General features: G+C 74.3%; 9 protein-coding genes. 2 read left to right on the forward strand and 7 right to left on the reverse strand.

Going from position 1 to position 17389, the window contains the following annotated elements; genetic code table 11:
* Nucleotides 1-12: 12 nt before the first annotated feature.
* The 6 genes from ACFRMQ_RS02070 to ACFRMQ_RS02095 form a co-directional block, all read right to left on the reverse strand.
* Nucleotides 13-4017, reverse strand: coding sequence for a DUF6603 domain-containing protein (locus tag ACFRMQ_RS02070; RefSeq protein WP_380725888.1), 4005 nt, complete (start codon nucleotides 4015-4017; stop codon nucleotides 13-15).
* A gap of 20 nt (nucleotides 4018-4037) precedes the next feature.
* The gene (locus ACFRMQ_RS02075) at nucleotides 4038-4724 is read right to left on the reverse strand and encodes a hypothetical protein (RefSeq protein ID WP_380725890.1); all 687 of its coding nucleotides are present in this window, start codon (nucleotides 4722-4724) and stop codon (nucleotides 4038-4040) included.
* A gap of 507 nt (nucleotides 4725-5231) precedes the next feature.
* The gene (gene mdlC, locus ACFRMQ_RS02080; protein WP_380725892.1) at nucleotides 5232-6842 is read right to left on the reverse strand and encodes a benzoylformate decarboxylase; all 1611 of its coding nucleotides are present in this window, start codon (nucleotides 6840-6842) and stop codon (nucleotides 5232-5234) included.
* Nucleotides 6843-6877: 35 nt separating this feature from the next.
* Nucleotides 6878-7345: a nuclear transport factor 2 family protein gene (locus tag ACFRMQ_RS02085; RefSeq protein WP_380725894.1), complete on the reverse strand. Its 468-nt coding sequence runs from the start codon at nucleotides 7343-7345 to the stop codon at nucleotides 6878-6880.
* A gap of 109 nt (nucleotides 7346-7454) precedes the next feature.
* Nucleotides 7455-7886, reverse strand: coding sequence for a hypothetical protein (locus ACFRMQ_RS02090; RefSeq protein ID WP_380725896.1), 432 nt, complete (start codon nucleotides 7884-7886; stop codon nucleotides 7455-7457).
* A 209-nt stretch (nucleotides 7887-8095) separates the two neighbouring features.
* Entirely contained in the window at nucleotides 8096-15643 is a 7548-nt protein-coding gene (locus ACFRMQ_RS02095; RefSeq protein WP_380725898.1) for an SDR family NAD(P)-dependent oxidoreductase, read from the reverse strand.
* A 103-nt stretch (nucleotides 15644-15746) separates the two neighbouring features.
* On the opposite strand from ACFRMQ_RS02095, the gene ACFRMQ_RS02100 reads away from it, so the two are divergent.
* Nucleotides 15747-16517, forward strand: a complete 771-nt coding sequence (locus ACFRMQ_RS02100) for a thioesterase II family protein (RefSeq protein ID WP_380725900.1) — start codon at nucleotides 15747-15749, stop codon at nucleotides 16515-16517.
* A 96-nt stretch (nucleotides 16518-16613) separates the two neighbouring features.
* Here ACFRMQ_RS02100 and ACFRMQ_RS02105 read toward each other — a convergent pair whose 3' ends face one another.
* A complete protein-coding gene (locus ACFRMQ_RS02105) occupies nucleotides 16614-16919 on the reverse strand; it encodes a GNAT family N-acetyltransferase (RefSeq protein WP_380725902.1) in 306 nt (101 codons plus the stop codon).
* 236 nt (nucleotides 16920-17155) lie between these two features.
* On the opposite strand from ACFRMQ_RS02105, the gene ACFRMQ_RS02110 reads away from it, so the two are divergent.
* Entirely contained in the window at nucleotides 17156-17320 is a 165-nt protein-coding gene (locus tag ACFRMQ_RS02110) for a hypothetical protein (RefSeq protein WP_380725904.1), read from the forward strand.
* Nucleotides 17321-17389 lie beyond the last annotated feature (69 nt).

A 17389-nucleotide genomic window follows, 5' to 3' on the forward strand; every position in this document is an offset into this window, starting at 1 on the left:
TGGTCTGCTCCCTCACGTCCGGTCGGGGTTGCGCACCATCGGTGCCTGGCCGAAGAAGTGGCCGGCGCCGGCGGCCAGGGTGCTCAGCGCGTCGGACGGGCCGTCGAGCAGCCCGGCGTCGACGAGCGCCGCGCACACCTGGTCGCGCCCGGTCCGCGCCGGACCCCGGTCGGTCTGTCCGATGCGCCGCACGCTGGTGTCGTCGGGGACGAAGACGTCGTCACGGTCGGCGGGGGCGGAGGGCAGCGGGGCGAGGCCGGGCGGGATCTCGTCGGCGGAGTACTCGCTGAGCGGGAACACCCCACGCGAGTCGGCGAGTTGAGGCCGGGGTGCCCGCACGTCCCAGCCGACCGGGCGGTCGGCGAGGACCTCGGCGCTGGGGGCGCCCGGGGTGTGGCTGAAGGGGGTCGGCGGGGCGCCCCACAGGGCGGCGGGCAGGTGGTGGGTGCGCGGGGTCGTCGTCCAGCCGTCCATCGGGGCGGGCGCGTCCTCGTGGAACAGCGTCAGCCGGTGCTCGCCGACCAGCCCGGACAGGTCCATGGGCCGCACGTCGACGCCGGGGCCGTCCTCGGCGCGGGGTGTGGACAGCGGGTCCGTGCCGGTCCGCAGGTGGCTGGCGGGCACCGCGGACTGGGTGAAGAAGCGCAGGTCACGGGCGCGGGCGTACCAGGTCTTGCCGCTGTTGCCCCGGTCGTGGCCGGCGGTGTCCTCGACGGCCCCGTCGATGCCGCCGACCGGCCCGACGGTGACGACGTCGGCGGGCTTCGGCAGCAGGTCGGCGAACTCGCTCCAGCCCAGCGCCTTGGTGGCGGTGCCGGAGCGGGCGGGACCGAAGCCGATCGTCTTGGAGAAGCCGACGAAGTGCGCGGTGACCGAGCCGCCCGTCGGCGGCCCCCACAGTTCCAGGTCGGCGCCCACGGACACGCTGATCGTCTTGTGGATGATCCCGACGTTGATCGTGTAGGAGGCGCCGATGCTCACCGAGATCCGGGCGGTGAAGGAGAACGGCCGCCAGGACAGCAGCAGATCGGCCTGGGCGGTGAACCACGCCCGGAAGTCCCCGGCGTGGAAGTCGATGCTCAGCCGGCCCCCGGCCATCGCGCAGGACGGGGTCACCGCGAGGTAGGCCTGGGCGGTGATCGTCAGGTTGCCGCTGACCGCCCAGTCGATGCCGAGGCGTGGCACGTCGGGGTAGGAGGCGGGCTTCTCGAAGGCGGGGTGGTAGCCGCCGAGGGTGACCACGAACTGACCGGCGTTCGGGTGCGGCCCGAACCACAGGGCGGCGGCGAACCCGCCGGTGAGGTGGCAGTCCGGGGTCAGCACGTACGACACGGGCGCGAGCTGGGCGGCCAGCTCGAAGCTCCCGGCGAGCGGGCGGACCTCCGCCTCCAGGCCCAGTTCGGCGTACACGTAGGTGCGGGTCGCGGACTCGGCAGGCATCGGCAGCTGGACGGTGGCGATGCCGAGGACGGCCAGCGCCAGTTCCCGGCCGAACTCGGCGGCCAGCAGCACCTTGGCGTTGACCACTTCGGCGACCGTGAACTCGATCCCGAGGGCCAGCCAGTAGGACCCCTCCTTCGGGGAGATCCACGTGTGCGACGGCCCGCCCGGCACGGCGGGTTCGCGCCCCTCCAGGACGTCCAGCACGTCGGAGGGCCGCTTGGCGGCGTCGGGGCCCTGCTTGTTCAGGGTCAGCAGCGGGAACCCGGTCACCTCCCGGGCGGTCGGCAGGGTCAGCTCCCGGTTGAAGCCGAACCCGGCCATCAGGCCCGTGACCAGCAGCGGCGGCGGCCCGCCGAGCGGCGCCTCCAGCTGGCCGAACAGGAACAGCGACGGCCAGCCGTCCTTCAGCTGGGCGTACGAGCCGATGGCGGCGAGCGAGAAGTCGGGCACGGCGATGGTCGCCGTCCCGTCGAACTGGAAGAGCACGTCCTGGCCCAGCTGTGCGGCCGGGATGCGCAGCAGCGCGCCCGCGATCTCCACCGGGGGAGCGGTGTATCCCACGCCGACGCCGTCGAGCTGGAAGACGGGCGCGAAGTGGTCCAGGGCCGAGCCGACCGCCAGGCCGTCCAGCGAGAGGGACAGCGGACCCAGGGTGACTCCCGCGTCCAGGGCGAACAGCAGCGCGTTGTTCTGGTAGACCACCCCGACCCGGTTGATCTGCACCACGCCCAGCTGCTTCTGCACCTGCACCCACACGGCGGTGGACGCCGGGCCGGCGGGCGTGTTCGGCGTGCTTGGCGTGCCCGGCGCGCCTGGTGCCGCCGGCTGTCCGGGCGTTCCCGCCCCACCGGTCCCCGCCGGGGGCACGCCGAGGGCGACCGGGACGGTGTCCTTCCCGATCCGCAGGTCCGCCAGGGCCCCCACCCCGGCCTTCAGCCCCGCCTCCGGCAGCGGCACCACCCGCGCCTGCCCGAGCAGCGCGTTCACCACGGCGGTCGTCTCCTTGTCGAAGACGTCGGAGCTGTACAGGACCTGGAGGTTGCGCACCGCCAGGTCGCCGCCCGCCCCCGCGAGGAACCCGCCGACCAGGGGGAGGTGGGTGAGGTCGAAGTCCGCCGAGAGGTCCACGCCGACGCAGAACCGCGCGGGGCCGCCGGGCGGCGTGACCCGGACGAACTTGGCGTCCTTGAGGTCGATCCGCAGGCTGTCGGGCACGTCCTCGGCCAGAGCGGGGGAGAAGTGCGCGACCCAGTCCCGCAGGGCGATCCCGGTGCCCTCGCCGGGGCTGCGGTAGGTGGCGGCCAGGACGTGGGTGCCGGAGGTCCGGCTGTCGAAGACGACGTCGAAGGTGAAGCCGTCGATGTCGAGGACGCCGCTGTACCGCGCGCCGGAGTCGTCCTTGCCGATCCTCGCCTCCAGCGTGGCCGTCACGCCTTGCGCGATCGTGACCTCTCCCCGGCAGACGAAGTCGAGGGTGCCGGTGCCGGTGGTGTGCGACAGCCACAGCGCGGTGAGCTCCATCGCCTTGACCGGCTCCGGCGCGTCGGGCAGGTGCAGGGCGTCGAGGACGTCCGCCATGCGCAGCGCCTCGCCCGGCTCCAGGCCGCCGCCGAAGGTCCAGCCGCCCTTGTCGTCGGCGGCCTTCGCGGCCGAGACCTCGATGTCGAGGGAGGAGCCGATCGTCGCGGTGCCCGCGATGCGGGCGGTGAGCCCCTGGAGGGCGTCCTGGTAGACGTACAGGCTCAGGGAGGTGACGGTGAAGGGCCCGGGCGACCAGTCGCCGGTGGCCTTCACCTGGAGCAGGTACCAGTCCCCGAGCCGGGCTCCGAACGTCAGCTCGCTGACGGCGGCGGACTCGGGCACCTCTCCCGCGGGGATGCCGAACGACTCCAGGAGGGACCGGACGTCGACCGGCTTGCCGTCGCGCAGCCTGCCGGTGACACCCAGGTCGGGAAGCCGCAGGGCGACCTCCAGCGGAAGCCCCTTGACGTCGAGGTCGGCGACGATCGCGACGGAGGTCACCTGGTGGCCGGCCGACGCGCCCTGTCCCGTCCTGACCAGGCGGTAGTCGAAGCCCGCGACGTCCCCGGGATCGAATCCGAACGCGCGCAGCCCCTCCCGCGCGGTCCGCCACAGGTCGCCGCCCGCGAAACGGCCGCCCAGTTCGTCCAGCGCGCGGGCGAACGCGCCCGGCTGCCGCGGCCGCACGGCGGCGGTCAGCCACCCGACGTCGTCCACGGCCAGCGTCGACTCCACCTCGACGCCGTCGAACGTGCCGCCGAGCACCACGGACACCGAGCCCTGGGCGGTCACGGTCACCGTCACCGTCTTCACCGACATGGCCACCAGCGCCCCGGCGGGCCAGGCGGCGGACTCCCAGACGAGGGGGAGCCTCAGCTTCGTACGCCCCGCGTCCACGTCGGGCCGCCCGCTGCCGGCCGCACCCCGGCACGCGCCGTCCGGGAAGGCCGCCAGGACGGTGCGCAGCCGCCCGGGAAGCGCGGCGTCGTCGGCGCGCAGCGTCGGTGGGTCCCCCAGACCCGTCAGGTGCCCCTTCAGGGCGTCAAGATCCACTGGAGTCCCCCTCCTCGCGGTCACGAGCCGGCGCCCGGTGCGATCCTGGGCCCCGCGTTCGGTTTCCTCACCTTCGGATTCAGCCTTTCCAGCTCCGCCGGGTCGCTCTCCCATGTCCAGTGGCACCCTTGGAAATCCACGTAGCGGGCGTTCGTGGCAACCTCGGCCAGCTTTCCGTAGGCCTCTTCGGCCGACCGGACGGTCTTGGACGTCAGGTGTTCGCTGATCTTCGCGTTGACGAGGGAGAGGAGCTCGTAGCGGGGAGCGGCTCCGCCGGCCGACGAGAATATCGGCCGGGCGTCCTTCTCGAAGTGGTCTCCAGGATCGTCGGCTCGGTTCGCGGGGCCGATGAAGAGGTTCCCGGGGAGCCAGGCGTAGATCTCGCAGAAGCCGTCCCAGCCGGGATGCCGGTCGCCGCTCGGATCGTGGGTGACCTCACCGTTCGCGACCAGCGCGCAGAACTCGCGGACTCGCTGGTTGTCCTTGCGGGCGGAAACCGACATGTCGCTGTAATCATCGATGTTCGCGTCGATCGCCAGGAGAAGGGTCCTCGCGACTTCCGGAGCCGTGGAATTGGCGTTCCAGAGGGCTTTGAGCTGGTTGTAGGGCGTCACGTGGTGGCGCGCCATTTCGAGGTCTCCGTCGTGGTCGGGAACCCTCTCCCTGCGCAGGGAGCCGTACGGATGTGACGGTCTCTTGTCCGGCATCTCCAGGTTGTGACTGACCGGTGCCAAAGCCTCCCCCTCCCCGACCGGACGTGCCCGCCCCGGCTGCGCCCCGCCACCGCCAGGTCCCCACCCGTGGAGCGCCGCTCCCGACGGTCGTCGTCACAGGCTCACGGCCGCGAGGCGGCCCGCGCAACCACGCCGCGTGGGTGCGGCGACCTTTTCGGACAGCCGCCGCGTGAACCTCGGGGGGCCTTCCGCGCGGGCGGCGAGACATCCGGTGTCGAACGCTCGTTCCAGCAGGGGCTTGGGATGTGAGTACGCGTCCCGGGCCCGCGCCAGCCGTCCCGGCCGCGGCCAGGACCGTGCCCCCGGCGGTGATCCCGAGGGCCGGCCGCGGCGGCGCGGGACGGCGGCCGGGCCGAGGAAGGCCAGGTGGGCGCGGGGGCGGCGTCCGTCACGGCCGCTGAATCGGCGCCGGCCGGTCGGCCGGCGCGCGCCGCGCTCGATGACCTGATCCCATCGGGTCGTCCGGGCTCGTCGTGCGCCCTACAGCGCGGCCGGCTGGGGCAGGGTGGGGACGACGATGACGGTGGCGGTGCCGGCCTCCAGCGCCGCCGCGAACTCCCGCTCCAGCTCCTCGACCGTCCTCACGTCGACGGCGCGGCAGCCGAAGCCGCGGGAGAGGGAGGCGATGTCCAGACCGGGCAGGTCGAGTCCGGGAACCCCCGGGGTGTCCTCCAGCCGGGCGAAGGACTTGAGGATCGCGTACTCGTGGTTGCGCAGGACCACGTAGACGATCGGCAGGCGCTGCCGGGCGGCGGTGTGGAGGGCCTGCACGGAGTACTGGAAGGAGCCGTCGCCGATCAGGCCGACCACCGGGCGCCGCACCCCGCGCTCCCGGTCGGCCAGCGCCACGCCCACCGCCGCCGGGACGGCCCAGCCGATGCCGCCGCTGGCCGTGGCGAAGAAGGAGCCGGGGCGGGTGGCGGGCAGCCATTCGAGCTGCTCGGCCATGGTCGAGGTGGACTCGTTGACGATGACGGCGTCCGGCGGGCGGACCCGGCTCAGCGCGGCGTAGACCGCGGGCGGTGGGAGCGGGAGGGTCGGGGCGAACGGCAGCACCCGGGGCCGTGGCATCGGGCCAGGGGCGGTGCGGGCCGAGCCCTCCTCGACCAGGTCCAGCAGTCCTTCGACCGCGAGCCGGGGATCGCCGAGCAGGCTGTCGCCGGCCCGTGCCGCGGCGGCGGCCCGCGGGTCGCCGGTGATCTGCAGCAGGTCGGTGCCCGCGGGCAGGTAGTCGCCGGGAACGTAGGGGTAGTAGCGGAACACCTCCGCGCCGATCACGACGGCCAGGTCGTGCCCGGCCAGCCGGTCGCCGACGGCCTTCACCGACAGGCCCAGCGGGCCGGCGTAGAGCGGATGGTCCTCGGGGAAGGAAGCGCGTTCCGCCAACGGGGCGCCGTAGACGGCGGCGCGCAGTTTCTCGGCCAGGGCGACGGCCGCGTCCCAGCCGCCGCCGCGGTCGACCTCGGGTCCGAAGACCAGCGCGGGCCTGCGGGCGGCGGTGAGGCGTTCGGCGAAGGCCCGCAGCCGCTCCGGGTCGGGGGCCACTCGGGTGCTCACCGTCCGCACCCGGGTGAATCCGGGCAGCGGCTGCCGCCAGTCGTCCATCGGAATCGACAGGTAGACCGGCCCGGCGGGCGGTTGGAGCGCCTGCGCGTAGGCGCGCATGAAGGCCTCGGGGACGTCCTGGGCGCGGGCCGGCTCGTAGGACCACTTCACCCAGGGCCGCGGCAGCAGGGTCGCCTCGCGGTTGGCGAGGTACGGCTCGCCGATCAGCAGCTCCCGGTGCTGCTGGCCGGCGGTGACGATCAGGGGGGTGTGCGCGTGGTACGCCGCCACCAGGTTGCCCATCGCGTTGCCGGTGCCGGCCGAGGAGTGCAGGTTGACCAGCGCGGGGCGGCCGGTGACCTGGGCGAAGGCGTCGGCCATGGTGACGGCGGAGGCCTCCTGGAGGGCCAGGACGTAGCGGAAGTCCGGGGGGAAGTCCTGGAGGAAGGGCTCCTCGGTGGAGCCGGGGTTGCCGAAGACCGTGGTGAGCCCGAGCGTGCGCAGCAGGTCGTAGGTCACGGTGCGGACGGTGGATCGCTCGGCCATGGGTGCCATCGCTTTCGCCCCGGGGACGCCGGGCGTCAGGGCTTGCAGGGGCGGGTCTCGGTCCAGTCGACCAGCAGTCGGCGTTCGGCGAAGAGCCAGTCGCCGTCCTGCCTGACGAACCGGTCGAGGTAGCGGAGGGACGCGGTCATGATCGTGCGCTCGTCGTCCGTGCCGTACGAGACGTGGTGCGCCAGGCAGTAGGTCTCGCCCTCGGCCCGGTCGCCGTCGAGGGCCACGGTGCTCTGGCCGTTGAAGTGGGTGGTGGCCCGGTAGCGGTCGAGATCGGCGAAGACCGGCGCGAGGGCGGCGCGTCCGCGCAGCTCCTGGGTCGGCTCGTCGGCCGTGGCGTCCAGGTGGACCAGGAAGCGGCTGTCCTCGGTGAACAGGGCCATCTGGCCCTCGGCGTCCCGGCGGTCCGCGCAGTGCGCGTAGGCGTCGACCAGCCGGCGGATGGCCAGCCGGTCCGCGGCCTCCTGGGGCGCGACGGCATCGGGGGAGGACACATCGGCTCCGATCCTCGCACTGCCTGACACCAGCAGGAGAGCACCGGTTCCGGGCGCCCCGCAACCGGACGAATGGGGCGCCGCCGGTGGACCGGGTCCCGAGTGGGTGTCACATGACGCGCTTCATCACGATCATGTGCCGCGTGAAGGGGGCGGTGTCGCTGCCCCAGGACAGGACGGCGAAGACCTCGCCGCCGGGGAAGCCGTGGATCTCGGGCGCGGCCGAGGAGGGGGAGGGGGAGGGGGAGCGGTGCAGCGCGGCCGGGCTGAAGAGGATCTCCGCCCCCGGCCTCAGGAGGGCGCCGCCGTAGTGCAGCGGTGCCACTGCCCGGCGCATCAGGATCCAGTTGGGGGTGTGGAGCCGTAGGGTCTCGCTGGCCGCAGGGGCCGGTACGTCGAACCGGGAGCTGCCGCTCGACCAGTCGATGTGCCCGCGCAGCCATAGCCCGAGGCTCCGGGCGTACGCGGAGGCCGCGTCGCCGCCGTTCGCGTGGACGGTTCGGCTCAGCTCGACGAACGCGCGCATCTCGGCGTCACGCATGGCGACGGCCGCCTGTCGGGCCTCGGCCGGGGTGCAGCGGCGGTGGCGGGCCAGGACCTCGACCAGATTGTGGCGGTCCTGGCCGCCCGCGGTCCCCTTGGCGTGGAGTACAGGTCGTTGTCCCAGCTCACCAGGTTCGCCGTGAGGTCCCTGAGCCTGCGCGGCGGAGGGCCGTCCGCCTCCTGGGCGGGGCATGGGTGCCGCAGGGGTCACGGGTGGGCTGCGGCTGGGCCCAGGAGGCCCTGGAGGCGGTGGGCGAGGTCGTTGACGCTGCCGGCGTTGATGACCTCGATGGTGGGGAGGTCGATGCCCAGTTCGCGTTGGAGGGCGACCACCAGTTCGGTGGCCATGAGGGAGTCCAGGCCGAGCGCGTCGAGCCCCCGGGACCGGTCGACGCGCTCGGGTGAGCGGTGGGTGATGCGGGCGACGAGGGCCGCGAGCAGGTCGGCGAGTTCGGCCCGGCCGGGGGCGGGGGCGTCCCCGGGGCCGTGGGGGCGTCGGGCGACGGCGCGGACGTTGCCGGAATCCCGGGCGGGCAGGACGGCGGTGAAGCGTGGTGCGCGGACGGCGGGCAGGACCGTGGCGAGGCGGGCGAAGTCGAAGTGGCCGACCAGGAGGGCGGATTGCTCGTGGTCGTCGACCGCGGACCGGGTGTCGGTGTCGCCGGGTTCGCGGTGTGGGCGGGTCATGAGGTCTTCGAGGGCGGCGAGGATCCGGTCGGTGCGCATGGGGGCGAGGCCCATCCGTTCCAGTACCCGGCTGACCTCCTCGTACGCCGCGCTGCCGATCTCGCCGATGAGTCCCCAGCCGATGGACAGGCCTGGCAGGCCCGCGGCCCGGCGGGCGCGGACGACGCCCTCCATGGCGAGGTTGCCGGCGGCGTAGGCGGCCTGGGCGCGGTGGCCGACGGTGGCGGAGACGGAGGAGTGGACGACGAAGAACTCCAGCGGGAGGCCGCGGCTGAGGCGGTCCAGGAGCAGGGTGCCGCGGAGTTTCGGAGTGAGGACCGATTCGACGGTCGCGTCGTCCAGCTCGGTCAGCAGGGCGTCGCCCACGGTCATGGCGGAGTGGACGATGCCGCGCAGGGGGTGCCCGGTGGCGGCGATGCGGGCGAGGACGTCGCCGAGTGCGTCGGGGTCGGCGACGTCCGCCGCGTACGCCGTGGTGGTGGCGCCCGTGCGGGCCAGTGCGGCCACCAGGGTGTCGGCGCCCGGCGTGGCGGAGCCGCGGCGGGAGAGCAGGGCCAGGTGGCGGGCTCCGCGCTGGGCGAGGAGGCCGGCGACCTCGGCGCCGAGGCCGGTGAGACCACCGGTGACGAGGTAGGTGGCGGTGGGGTCGCAGACGAGGCGGCGAGGCGGTTCGGAAAGGCGCGGTGCGGAGTCGAGGGTGACGACGACCTTGCCGACGTGGTGCGAGCGGCGCAGTCGCGTGAACGCGTCCGTCACGTCGTGGGCGGGGTGGAGGTGGTACGGCAGCGGGCGGTAGACGCCCTGCTGGACGCGCCGGGTGAGGGCGTCGAAGTGGCGCGCGGACAGCTCCGGTTGCCGGGAGAGCAGTCGGAGGGCGTCGACGGCGTGGAACGACAGGTTGTTGCGGAAGGCGCGCAGGGCCAGCCGACCGCCGGTGTGGATGTCGCGCTTGCCCAGTTCGACGAGGCGGCCACCGGGGCGGAGCACGCCGAGGTTGCGGCTGATGGCCTCGCCGGCGAGCGAGTTGAGGACGACGTCGACGCCCTCGCCGTCGGTGAGTTCCCGTACCTGGTCGGCGAAGGCGAGGGTGCGGGAGTCCAGGACGTGTTCGGCGCCCAGCAGTTCGAGCAGGTTGCGTTTGGCGGGGCTGCCGGCCGTCGCGATGATCCGGGCTCCGACGTGGTGGGCGTACTGGAGGGCGGCGAGTCCCACGCCGCCGGCGGCGCCGTGCAGGAGGAGCGTCTCCCCGGCGGTGAGGCGGGCCAGGTGCTCCAGGGAGTGCTGGACGGTGAAGAAGGCGACGGGCAGGGTCGCGGCCTCGGTGAACGTCATGCCGTCCGGCATGCGTCCGGTGGCTGCCGCGGGCACGAGGAGGTGTGAGGACAGCGCTCCGGGCACGCAGGTGAAGACGCGTTCCCCCACCCGGAGCGAGGTTCCCTCCCCGACGGCGGTGACGATGCCGGAGGCCTCCAGCCCGAGGCTGTGCTCGCCGGGTGGGGAGGGTTCCGCGCCCGGCGGCAGCGAGCCGGTGGCCAGCAGCACGTCACGGTAGTTGAGCCCGGCCGCCCGCACCTCGATCACGAGCTCGCCGGGACCGGGGGCCGGCGGGTCGGATGCCGGGATCCAGTCGAGGGAGTGTCCGAGGCCGGGCCGGAGCAGGCGCAGGTGGTACGGGCGCCGGCCCGCGGGGGCGGTCGGCGCGGGCAGTTCGCGCAGCCGGGGGACGAATCGTCCGGCCGGGGTGAGGACGATCTCGTCCTCCGTCGTGGGCGTCGTCAGCTCGACGGCCAGCCGCCGCGCGTCGAGCGTCGCGGACGGCCCCGGTTCGAGTGCCAGCCGTCGGACGCCCGGCCGGGGCTTCTCGTTGGCGAGGCTGCGTGACACCGCCCAGGGCACGCAGTCCGGGGGGAAGGGCTGGGCGCCCGCCGTGGGCAGCGCGCCGGACGGGCGGGTGACCAGCCACAGCAGGGGGTCGACGGCGGGCGGGAGCCGGGCGCAGGCCTGGGCCACGGCGCGCAGGACGGCGGTGCGGGTCACGGCCTCGTCAAGCGTCTCCCGGCCGTCGTCGGATGCCGTCACCCCGGAGCCGCCGGAGTCCGTGAACAGGAGAACCAGCGCGGGGCGCGCCGGGTCGGCGCGCAGGTGCCCGACCCATTCCTCGGGGTCGGTCGTGGCCCGGACGACGGTCACCGGGGCGGGGCCGGTGGCGCGCAGCGCGGCGAGGAGCGACCGGACGAGCGGGGTGCCGGGGCGTTCGGTCGCGATGATCCACGAGGTCGTGGGGGCGGGGGACGCCGGTTGGGCGGGGGCGTCGGTGACCGTACGTGTGTCGGCGCGGGGCCGGTCGGCGGCGCGTCGGGCGACGAGGACGGAGTAGTCGGTCTCGCGGTGGTCGGCGTCCGACCCGTCCTCGCCGAGCCCGGCGGCGGCGTCGAAGCCCTGGCCGGTGAGCAGGTCCTGCCACTGTGTGGCGGTCAGGAGCGGGGAGTCGGGGCGCAGGTCCGGGTCGTCGGTGTGCCAGAAGCTCCTCAGGGGACCGAAGCAGGGCAGGAGACGGTCGAGGGTGTGGGTCTCGACGGCCACCAGGTGCCCGCCCTCGGTGAGCAGGCGCGTGACCCGTCCCGTGCTCTCGCGCAGCCGTGCGGTGGCGTGCAGGACGTTGCCGGCCACGACGAGGTCGTACGAACCCGGCCGGTATCCCTGGGATTCGGGGTCGCGGTCCAGGTCGAGCGGCCGGTGGACGATGGTGTCGTGACCGGCGAAGCGGGCACGGGCGCGCGGGAAGAACGTGTCGGACAGGTCGGTGAAGGTGTAGTGGGTGCGCCCCGGCGGCAGGACGTCGAGGAGCGCCGCGGTCAGGCCTCCGGTGCCGGCGCCGACTTCCAGGACGCGCAGCGGCCGGCCGGCGGGCCAGTGCCGGGTGAGCTCGCGGACGACACCGGCGGCCAGGGCGTTGCAGCGCCGTGTGACGGTGGTGGCGGCGTAGTAGTCCTCGACCCAGTGACGGGTGTTCTCGTCGAAGAGCAGGGCTACGGCGTCCCTGCGGCCGAGCAGCACCTCGGGTAGCACGGCGCCGCAGTGGGAGTGCAGGACGGCTTCGGTGGCGCATTCCGGGTGTGCTCGCACCAGCCGCGCGAGGGCGGCGCCGGGATCGGGGCGCACGGCCGCCGTCCAGGTGCCGTCGTCGCCGCGTTCCAGGACGCCCGCGCGTTCGGCCTGGCGGAGCGAGGCCTGCACCAGGCGGCGGTGGACCGGGAGCACACCGGCGGCGATCAGGGTCTCGGGGCTGTACGAGGCGGCGTCGGGGGCCACGGCACGGACGGCGCGGAGGGTGAAGTGCGCCGCGAGCCGATCGGCCAGCAGCGTGGCGTCGGCGTACCGCTCGGTGTCCCAGGCCGGTCCGTCGAGTGCGTGCCGGGCCGCGCGGACCAGGTCGCGGGGCGCGGGGATTCCGGGCGGGGGCGCGAGGGAACCGGGCTGGTGGCCGGGCGACGCGCGCAGGACCGTCGTCAGGTGGGCGGGTGCGGTGCCGGTGGCCTCGAAGCGGCGCAGCCGGCAGCCGTCGGCTTCGGCGGTGACCCGGCCCTGGTCGTCGAGCAGGCGGACGTCCCAGCACACCTCGCGTGAGCTCGCGTCGCGGTGGCGTACGTGCACCCAGCCCTCGGCGGGTGCTTCCTCCCACACCCGCAGGGCGGCGACGGCCGAGGGGAGGAAGAGGGCGTCGGGCCCGTCGCCGCCGTGGGTGAGCAGGGGCGCGCCTGCCTGGAGCGCGCCGTCGAGCAGCACGGGGTGCAGGACGTACGCCGCTCGGCCGTCCGGGTCCGGCAGGGCGTAGCGGGCGAGGGTCTCGCCGTCGCCGACGCGCAGGGTGGTGAGGACTTCGAAGGCGGGGCCGTAGGCGATGCCCGCGGCGGCGGCCCGGGCCCGGGCTTCGCTCGCGCAGACCGCGCCGGTGATGCGGTCCCGCAGCGCGGCGAGGTCCTCGGCCGGAGGGCGTTCCCGCAGGAGGCGGCGGATCACCCCGCGTGCGTGGGTGCGCCAGGGACCGGTGCCGTCACGGCTCGCGATGCGGACCGTGCCGTCGGCCGCGTCGAGCGAGGTCTGGAGGCGGATGTCCATGGCGGGGTCGTCGAAGGGCAGGGGGAGGGCGCGTTCGACGGCCAGGTCCTCCAGTTGCACGGGGCACTGGTGGTGGAGGCGGCCCGCGCCCAGGGCCGCCTCGGCGAAGGCGGCGGCGGGGAGGACGGCGGTGCCGGTGACGACGTGGTCGGCGAGCCACCGGTCCCGGCTCGGGTCGATCCGCAGCTGCCACAGCGGCTCGGGGTGGGAGGTGCGTTCGCCGAGCAGGGGGTGGTGGCGCCGGCCGTCGCCGCAGCCGTGCCCGAACCAGTCGGGAGAGCCGTGCCAGTGGTGTTCCCGCTGCCAGGGGTAGGCGGGCAGGCTCAGCACCCGGGCCGGTACGGGGAAGAAGGCGCCGGTGTCGGTTTGGGCTCCGGCGGCGAGCAGCGCGGCGACGGTCCGTTCCAGGGCCTCGACGTCGGCGCGCCCCCGCGTGAGGGTGGGCAGGACCACGGTGGGGGCTGTGCCGTCCGCGGCGAGCACACGGCGCAGGTAGTGGCCGAGGACGGGGTGCGGGCCGATCTCCACGAAGGCGCCGCAGCCCTGGCCGGTCAGTGCCCTCACCGCGTTCGGCAGCAGCACCGGGCGGCGGACGTTGTCCCACCAGTACCGCGCCGTCAGGTCCTGGCCCGGCTGCAGGGCACCGGTCACGGTGGAGGCGAACGCGGTCCGTGCGGGGCCCGGCCGCAGTCCGTCCAGGGCGGTGAGCAGGTCCTTTTCGACGGGGTCCATGCGGGCGGTGTGGAAGGCGTGGTCGAGCTCCAGCAGACGGAAGTGGACTCCCTGCCCGGCCAGTCGGCGGGCCAGCCGGTTGAGGGCGGCCTCGTCACCGGCGACCGTGACGTCCTGCGGGCTGTTGACGGCGGCCACCTCCAGGGCGCCGCCGAAGGCCGACAGCTCCTCCCGTGCCCGGTCGGGGGACAGTCCCACGGCCGCCATGCGCCCGGACCCGGCCGTACGGGCCTGGGCCCGGCTGCGGTGGGCGACGACCCGCGCGGCGGCGGCCAGGTCCAGGGCGCCGCAGGCGTGGGCGGCGGCGACCTCGCCCACGCTGTGCCCGGCCACGCCCGCCGGGCGCACCCCGTACGCGGCCAGCGCCGCCGTGAGCCCCACCTGCACGGCGAAGAGCAGCGGCTGGGCCACTTCCGTCCGTGCCTGCCGGGCGGTATCGGTGCCGTGCGCCAGTTCGTCGAGGACCGACCAGCCGAGCAGCGGGGCCAGGGCCGCGTCCACCTCGCCGACGGCATGCCGGAAGGCGGCCGCCCCGTCGGTCGCCCCGCCGTCCGCCGGAGCGGTCAGCAGCTGACGCCCCATGCCGGCCCACTGGGCGCCGTTGCCGCAGTAGACGAAGGCGACCGCGCCGCTCGTCGGCACCGGTACGGGCGGGGCGTCGGCCACGTCGCGCAGACGGGCGGCGGCGGTCCGGGCGTCCGAGGCGACGACGGCCGTGCGGAAGGGGTGCCGACCGCGCCGCACCGTCGTGGTGTGGGCGAGGTCGTAGAACGCGCTGCCGTCCACCGTTTCGAGGTGGTCGGCGAGTTCGGCGGCGGCCCGGGGGAGCGCGGCTGGGGAGCGGGCACTGACCAGGACGGGGCGGGGACCGGCAGGGGGACCGTTCCGCGGCGGCGGCGCGGGTGCCGGTGCGAGGACGGCATGGGCGTTGGAGCCGCCGAACCCGAAGGAGTTCACGCCGACCAGCCCGCCCGGCCCGGCGGCGAGCGGCACAGGCGCGGTCACGGGCGCCAGGCCCAGGCCGGAGAAGTCGATGGCCGGGTTGACCGGCAGCCCGTGCAGGGACGGCGGGAGGACGCGGTGCCGCAGGACGAGGACCGCCTTGAGCAGCCCCGCCAGGCCCGAGGCGGACTCCAGGTGCCCGAGGTTGGTCTTGACCGACCCGATCGGCAGCGGCCGACGGGGGGAGCACCGGTTCGTCAGGGCCGCCGCCACGGCTTCGCACTCCAGCGGGTCGCCGACCGGGGTGCCCGTGCCGTGTGCCTCCAGGTACAGCAGCTCGCGGGCGTCCGGGCCGGGCGTGCCGTACACCCGGCGCAGGAGGGCGGCCTGGGCCCGCGCGCTGGGCTGGGCCAGACCCGGGGTGCGGCCGTCGCTGTTGACGCCGGTGGCCACGATCACGCCGTGGACGCGGTCGCCGTCGGCGAGGGCCCGGTCGAGGGGTTTGAGGACGAGCACCACCCCGCCCTCGGCCCGTACGAACCCGTCGGCGGCGGCGGAGAAGGTCCGGCAGCGGCCGGTGGGCGAGAGCATCGAGGCTTTGGCGAAGCCGACGAACTCGTGCGGACCGATCAGGATGTTGACCCCGGCGGCGAGGGCCAGTCCCCCGCCGGAGGCGAGGAACCCGCAGGCCTGGTGAAGGGCCGTCAGGCTGGAGGAGCAGGCGGTGTCCACAGCCAGGCTCGGGCCGCGCAGGTCGAAGGCGTGCGAGAGCCGGCCCGCGGTGTTGCCGGTCGCCAGGCCGGTCATCGTGTGCCGGTCGACCGTCTCCAACCGGCTCAGCTGGAGGTTGCCGTAGGCGTGGTTGGACACCCCGACGAAGACCCCGGTGCCGGAACCGGCGAGTCCCTCGGGGGCCAGGCCGGCGTCGTCCAGGCTCTCCGCCGCCAGTTCCAGCAGCAGCCGCTGCTGCGGATCCATCCGGGCCGCCTCGCGCGGGGACAGGGAGAAGTACTCCGCGTCGAAGCCCGCGATGTCGTCGAGCACCCCGGCCGCCGCCGTGTAACTGCGCCCCGGGCGAAGCGGATTCACGTCCGTGAACTCCTGCGCGTCGAAGCGCTCGGCGGGCATCCGGGTGACCAGGTCCCTGCCCTCGATAAGGGCCGACCACAGCGAATCGAGGTCGTTCAGGCCGCCGGGGAGACGGCAGGAGACCCCGACGACCGCCACATCGTGCACGTGGACGCCGCCACCACCGATGTTCGCCGCACGTCCCATTGCCGCTCCCCGTCAACGCCCCGATCCGATGCGGCCCGATCCTTCCCCGCGCGGACGCCCGGGTATCCGGAGGTGCCCGGTGATCCTCCGATAGAGTGATGCCGTGAGAGGCGGAGCGCTCGGCGACGGCCCGTTGTGGGACCTGTCGGCCGGGACGGGATGGTCCGAAGCCGAAGTCGCCGTGCTGCTGCTCCCCGGAGTGGGCGGGGGCGTCGCCGACTTCGCACTGTGGCCACGTCATCTCACCTCCGTGGTACGGGCGTTGACCGCGCGGTACCCCGGCCGGGGCGCCGACGAGCGGGAGCCGGCCGCCGATCTCGCCGACTTCGCCGCCCAGCTGGCCGAGGCCGTGGCCTTCCACGTGACGGAGCCCCTGGTGATCCTCGGGCACAGCATGGGGGCCGTCATCGGGTACGAGGTCGCCTGGTACCTGGAACGACGCGGGCGCCCGGCCCTCGCCCTGCACGTGTGCGCCGCCTTCTCTCCGCCCGAGTACGCCGCCTTCGACCTGAACTGCCGTTCGCTGACCGATGGTTCCCTGGCCGAACTGGCCGAGGCCCTCGCCATCCCGCTCCCCGGCGACGAACGTGCGCCGGAGCGACGCGTGGCGCTACGAGCCGTCCGCTCCGACCTCACCCTGATCGACGCCTACGGCTACGGGCCGCGCCCGAGGGCGCTGGAGTACCCCGTCACCGTGTGGACGGCCCGCGACGACACCATCGTCCCCGCCGCCTCGGCACCGCGCTGGCAGCCGATGACCCGCCACCCCCTCGTTCACCACGTCCTTCCCGTCCCCCACCACTGCCTCGACTTCCCGCAGGCCATCGCCCCGATCACGGGCGCCCTGCGCGGCGGTCTCCGGCACCCTCGATAGCCGTACGCATCCGCCGGCCGGGACCGTGGTCCCACCGAGGGCTCCGAAGGGCCCTTCATGGTCCGCATGAGGGGCGGCCTTGATGGTGTCGGGGTTTCAGAGGCCGAACCGGGCGCGGTGGGTGGTGGGGACGAGGTCGGTGTACTCGGGGTGCTTGGTGATCCAGCCCCGGATGAAGGGGCAGTAGGGGAGGACGGCGAGCTGCTGGTCGCGTGCAGTGTCCAGTGCGGCGCGGGCCAGCCGTCCGGCGAGGCCGCGGCCCTCGAAGCGGGGGTCGATCTCGGTGTGGATGAAGGCGATCTCGTTGCCGGACCGGTGGTACTCGGCGAAGCCGGCGAGCTCGCCGTCGTCGTGGATCTCGAAGCGGGACTTCTCGGCGTTGTCGGTGACGGACGGCTCCATGGTGTTCCTCCTCGTGCGTTCGGATCGCCTGGTCGGCATCGCCAACTATAGTTGAAAACTAAACATTTGTCTCCGGCGCGTGTGCGACGGCGGCCGGTGTGCCGTTCGACGAGGCCGTCCGGGCCCCGGCTTTCACTCTTTCGAACGGCTTGGGCGGCGGATCCACCCACGGTGCCTGCCCGACCGCCAGGATCCTGTACCGACCAGAGGAGCCCCACCGGAGCAAGGAGCACACCATGACCTTCCTCGCCATCAACAGCGCGGGCGAAGACGAGAACAGCGACGACGAGGGTTCCGCGGACAAGGAGGCGGAGGTGCGGGACCTGGTCCGCGATGTCGCCCAGCGGGATGACGTTCCCGAGGATCTGAGGCAGCGCGCCCAGGCGATCACGGGGCAGTAGGAGCCGATACCGGTACGACCCGCGCTCCCGCCACTGCTGTCGCTGCGGTCCTGGCGCCCCATGGCGCCA

This window comes from Kitasatospora sp. NPDC056783 (assembly GCF_042789895.1).
Lineage (GTDB): Bacteria > Actinomycetota > Actinomycetes > Streptomycetales > Streptomycetaceae > Kitasatospora.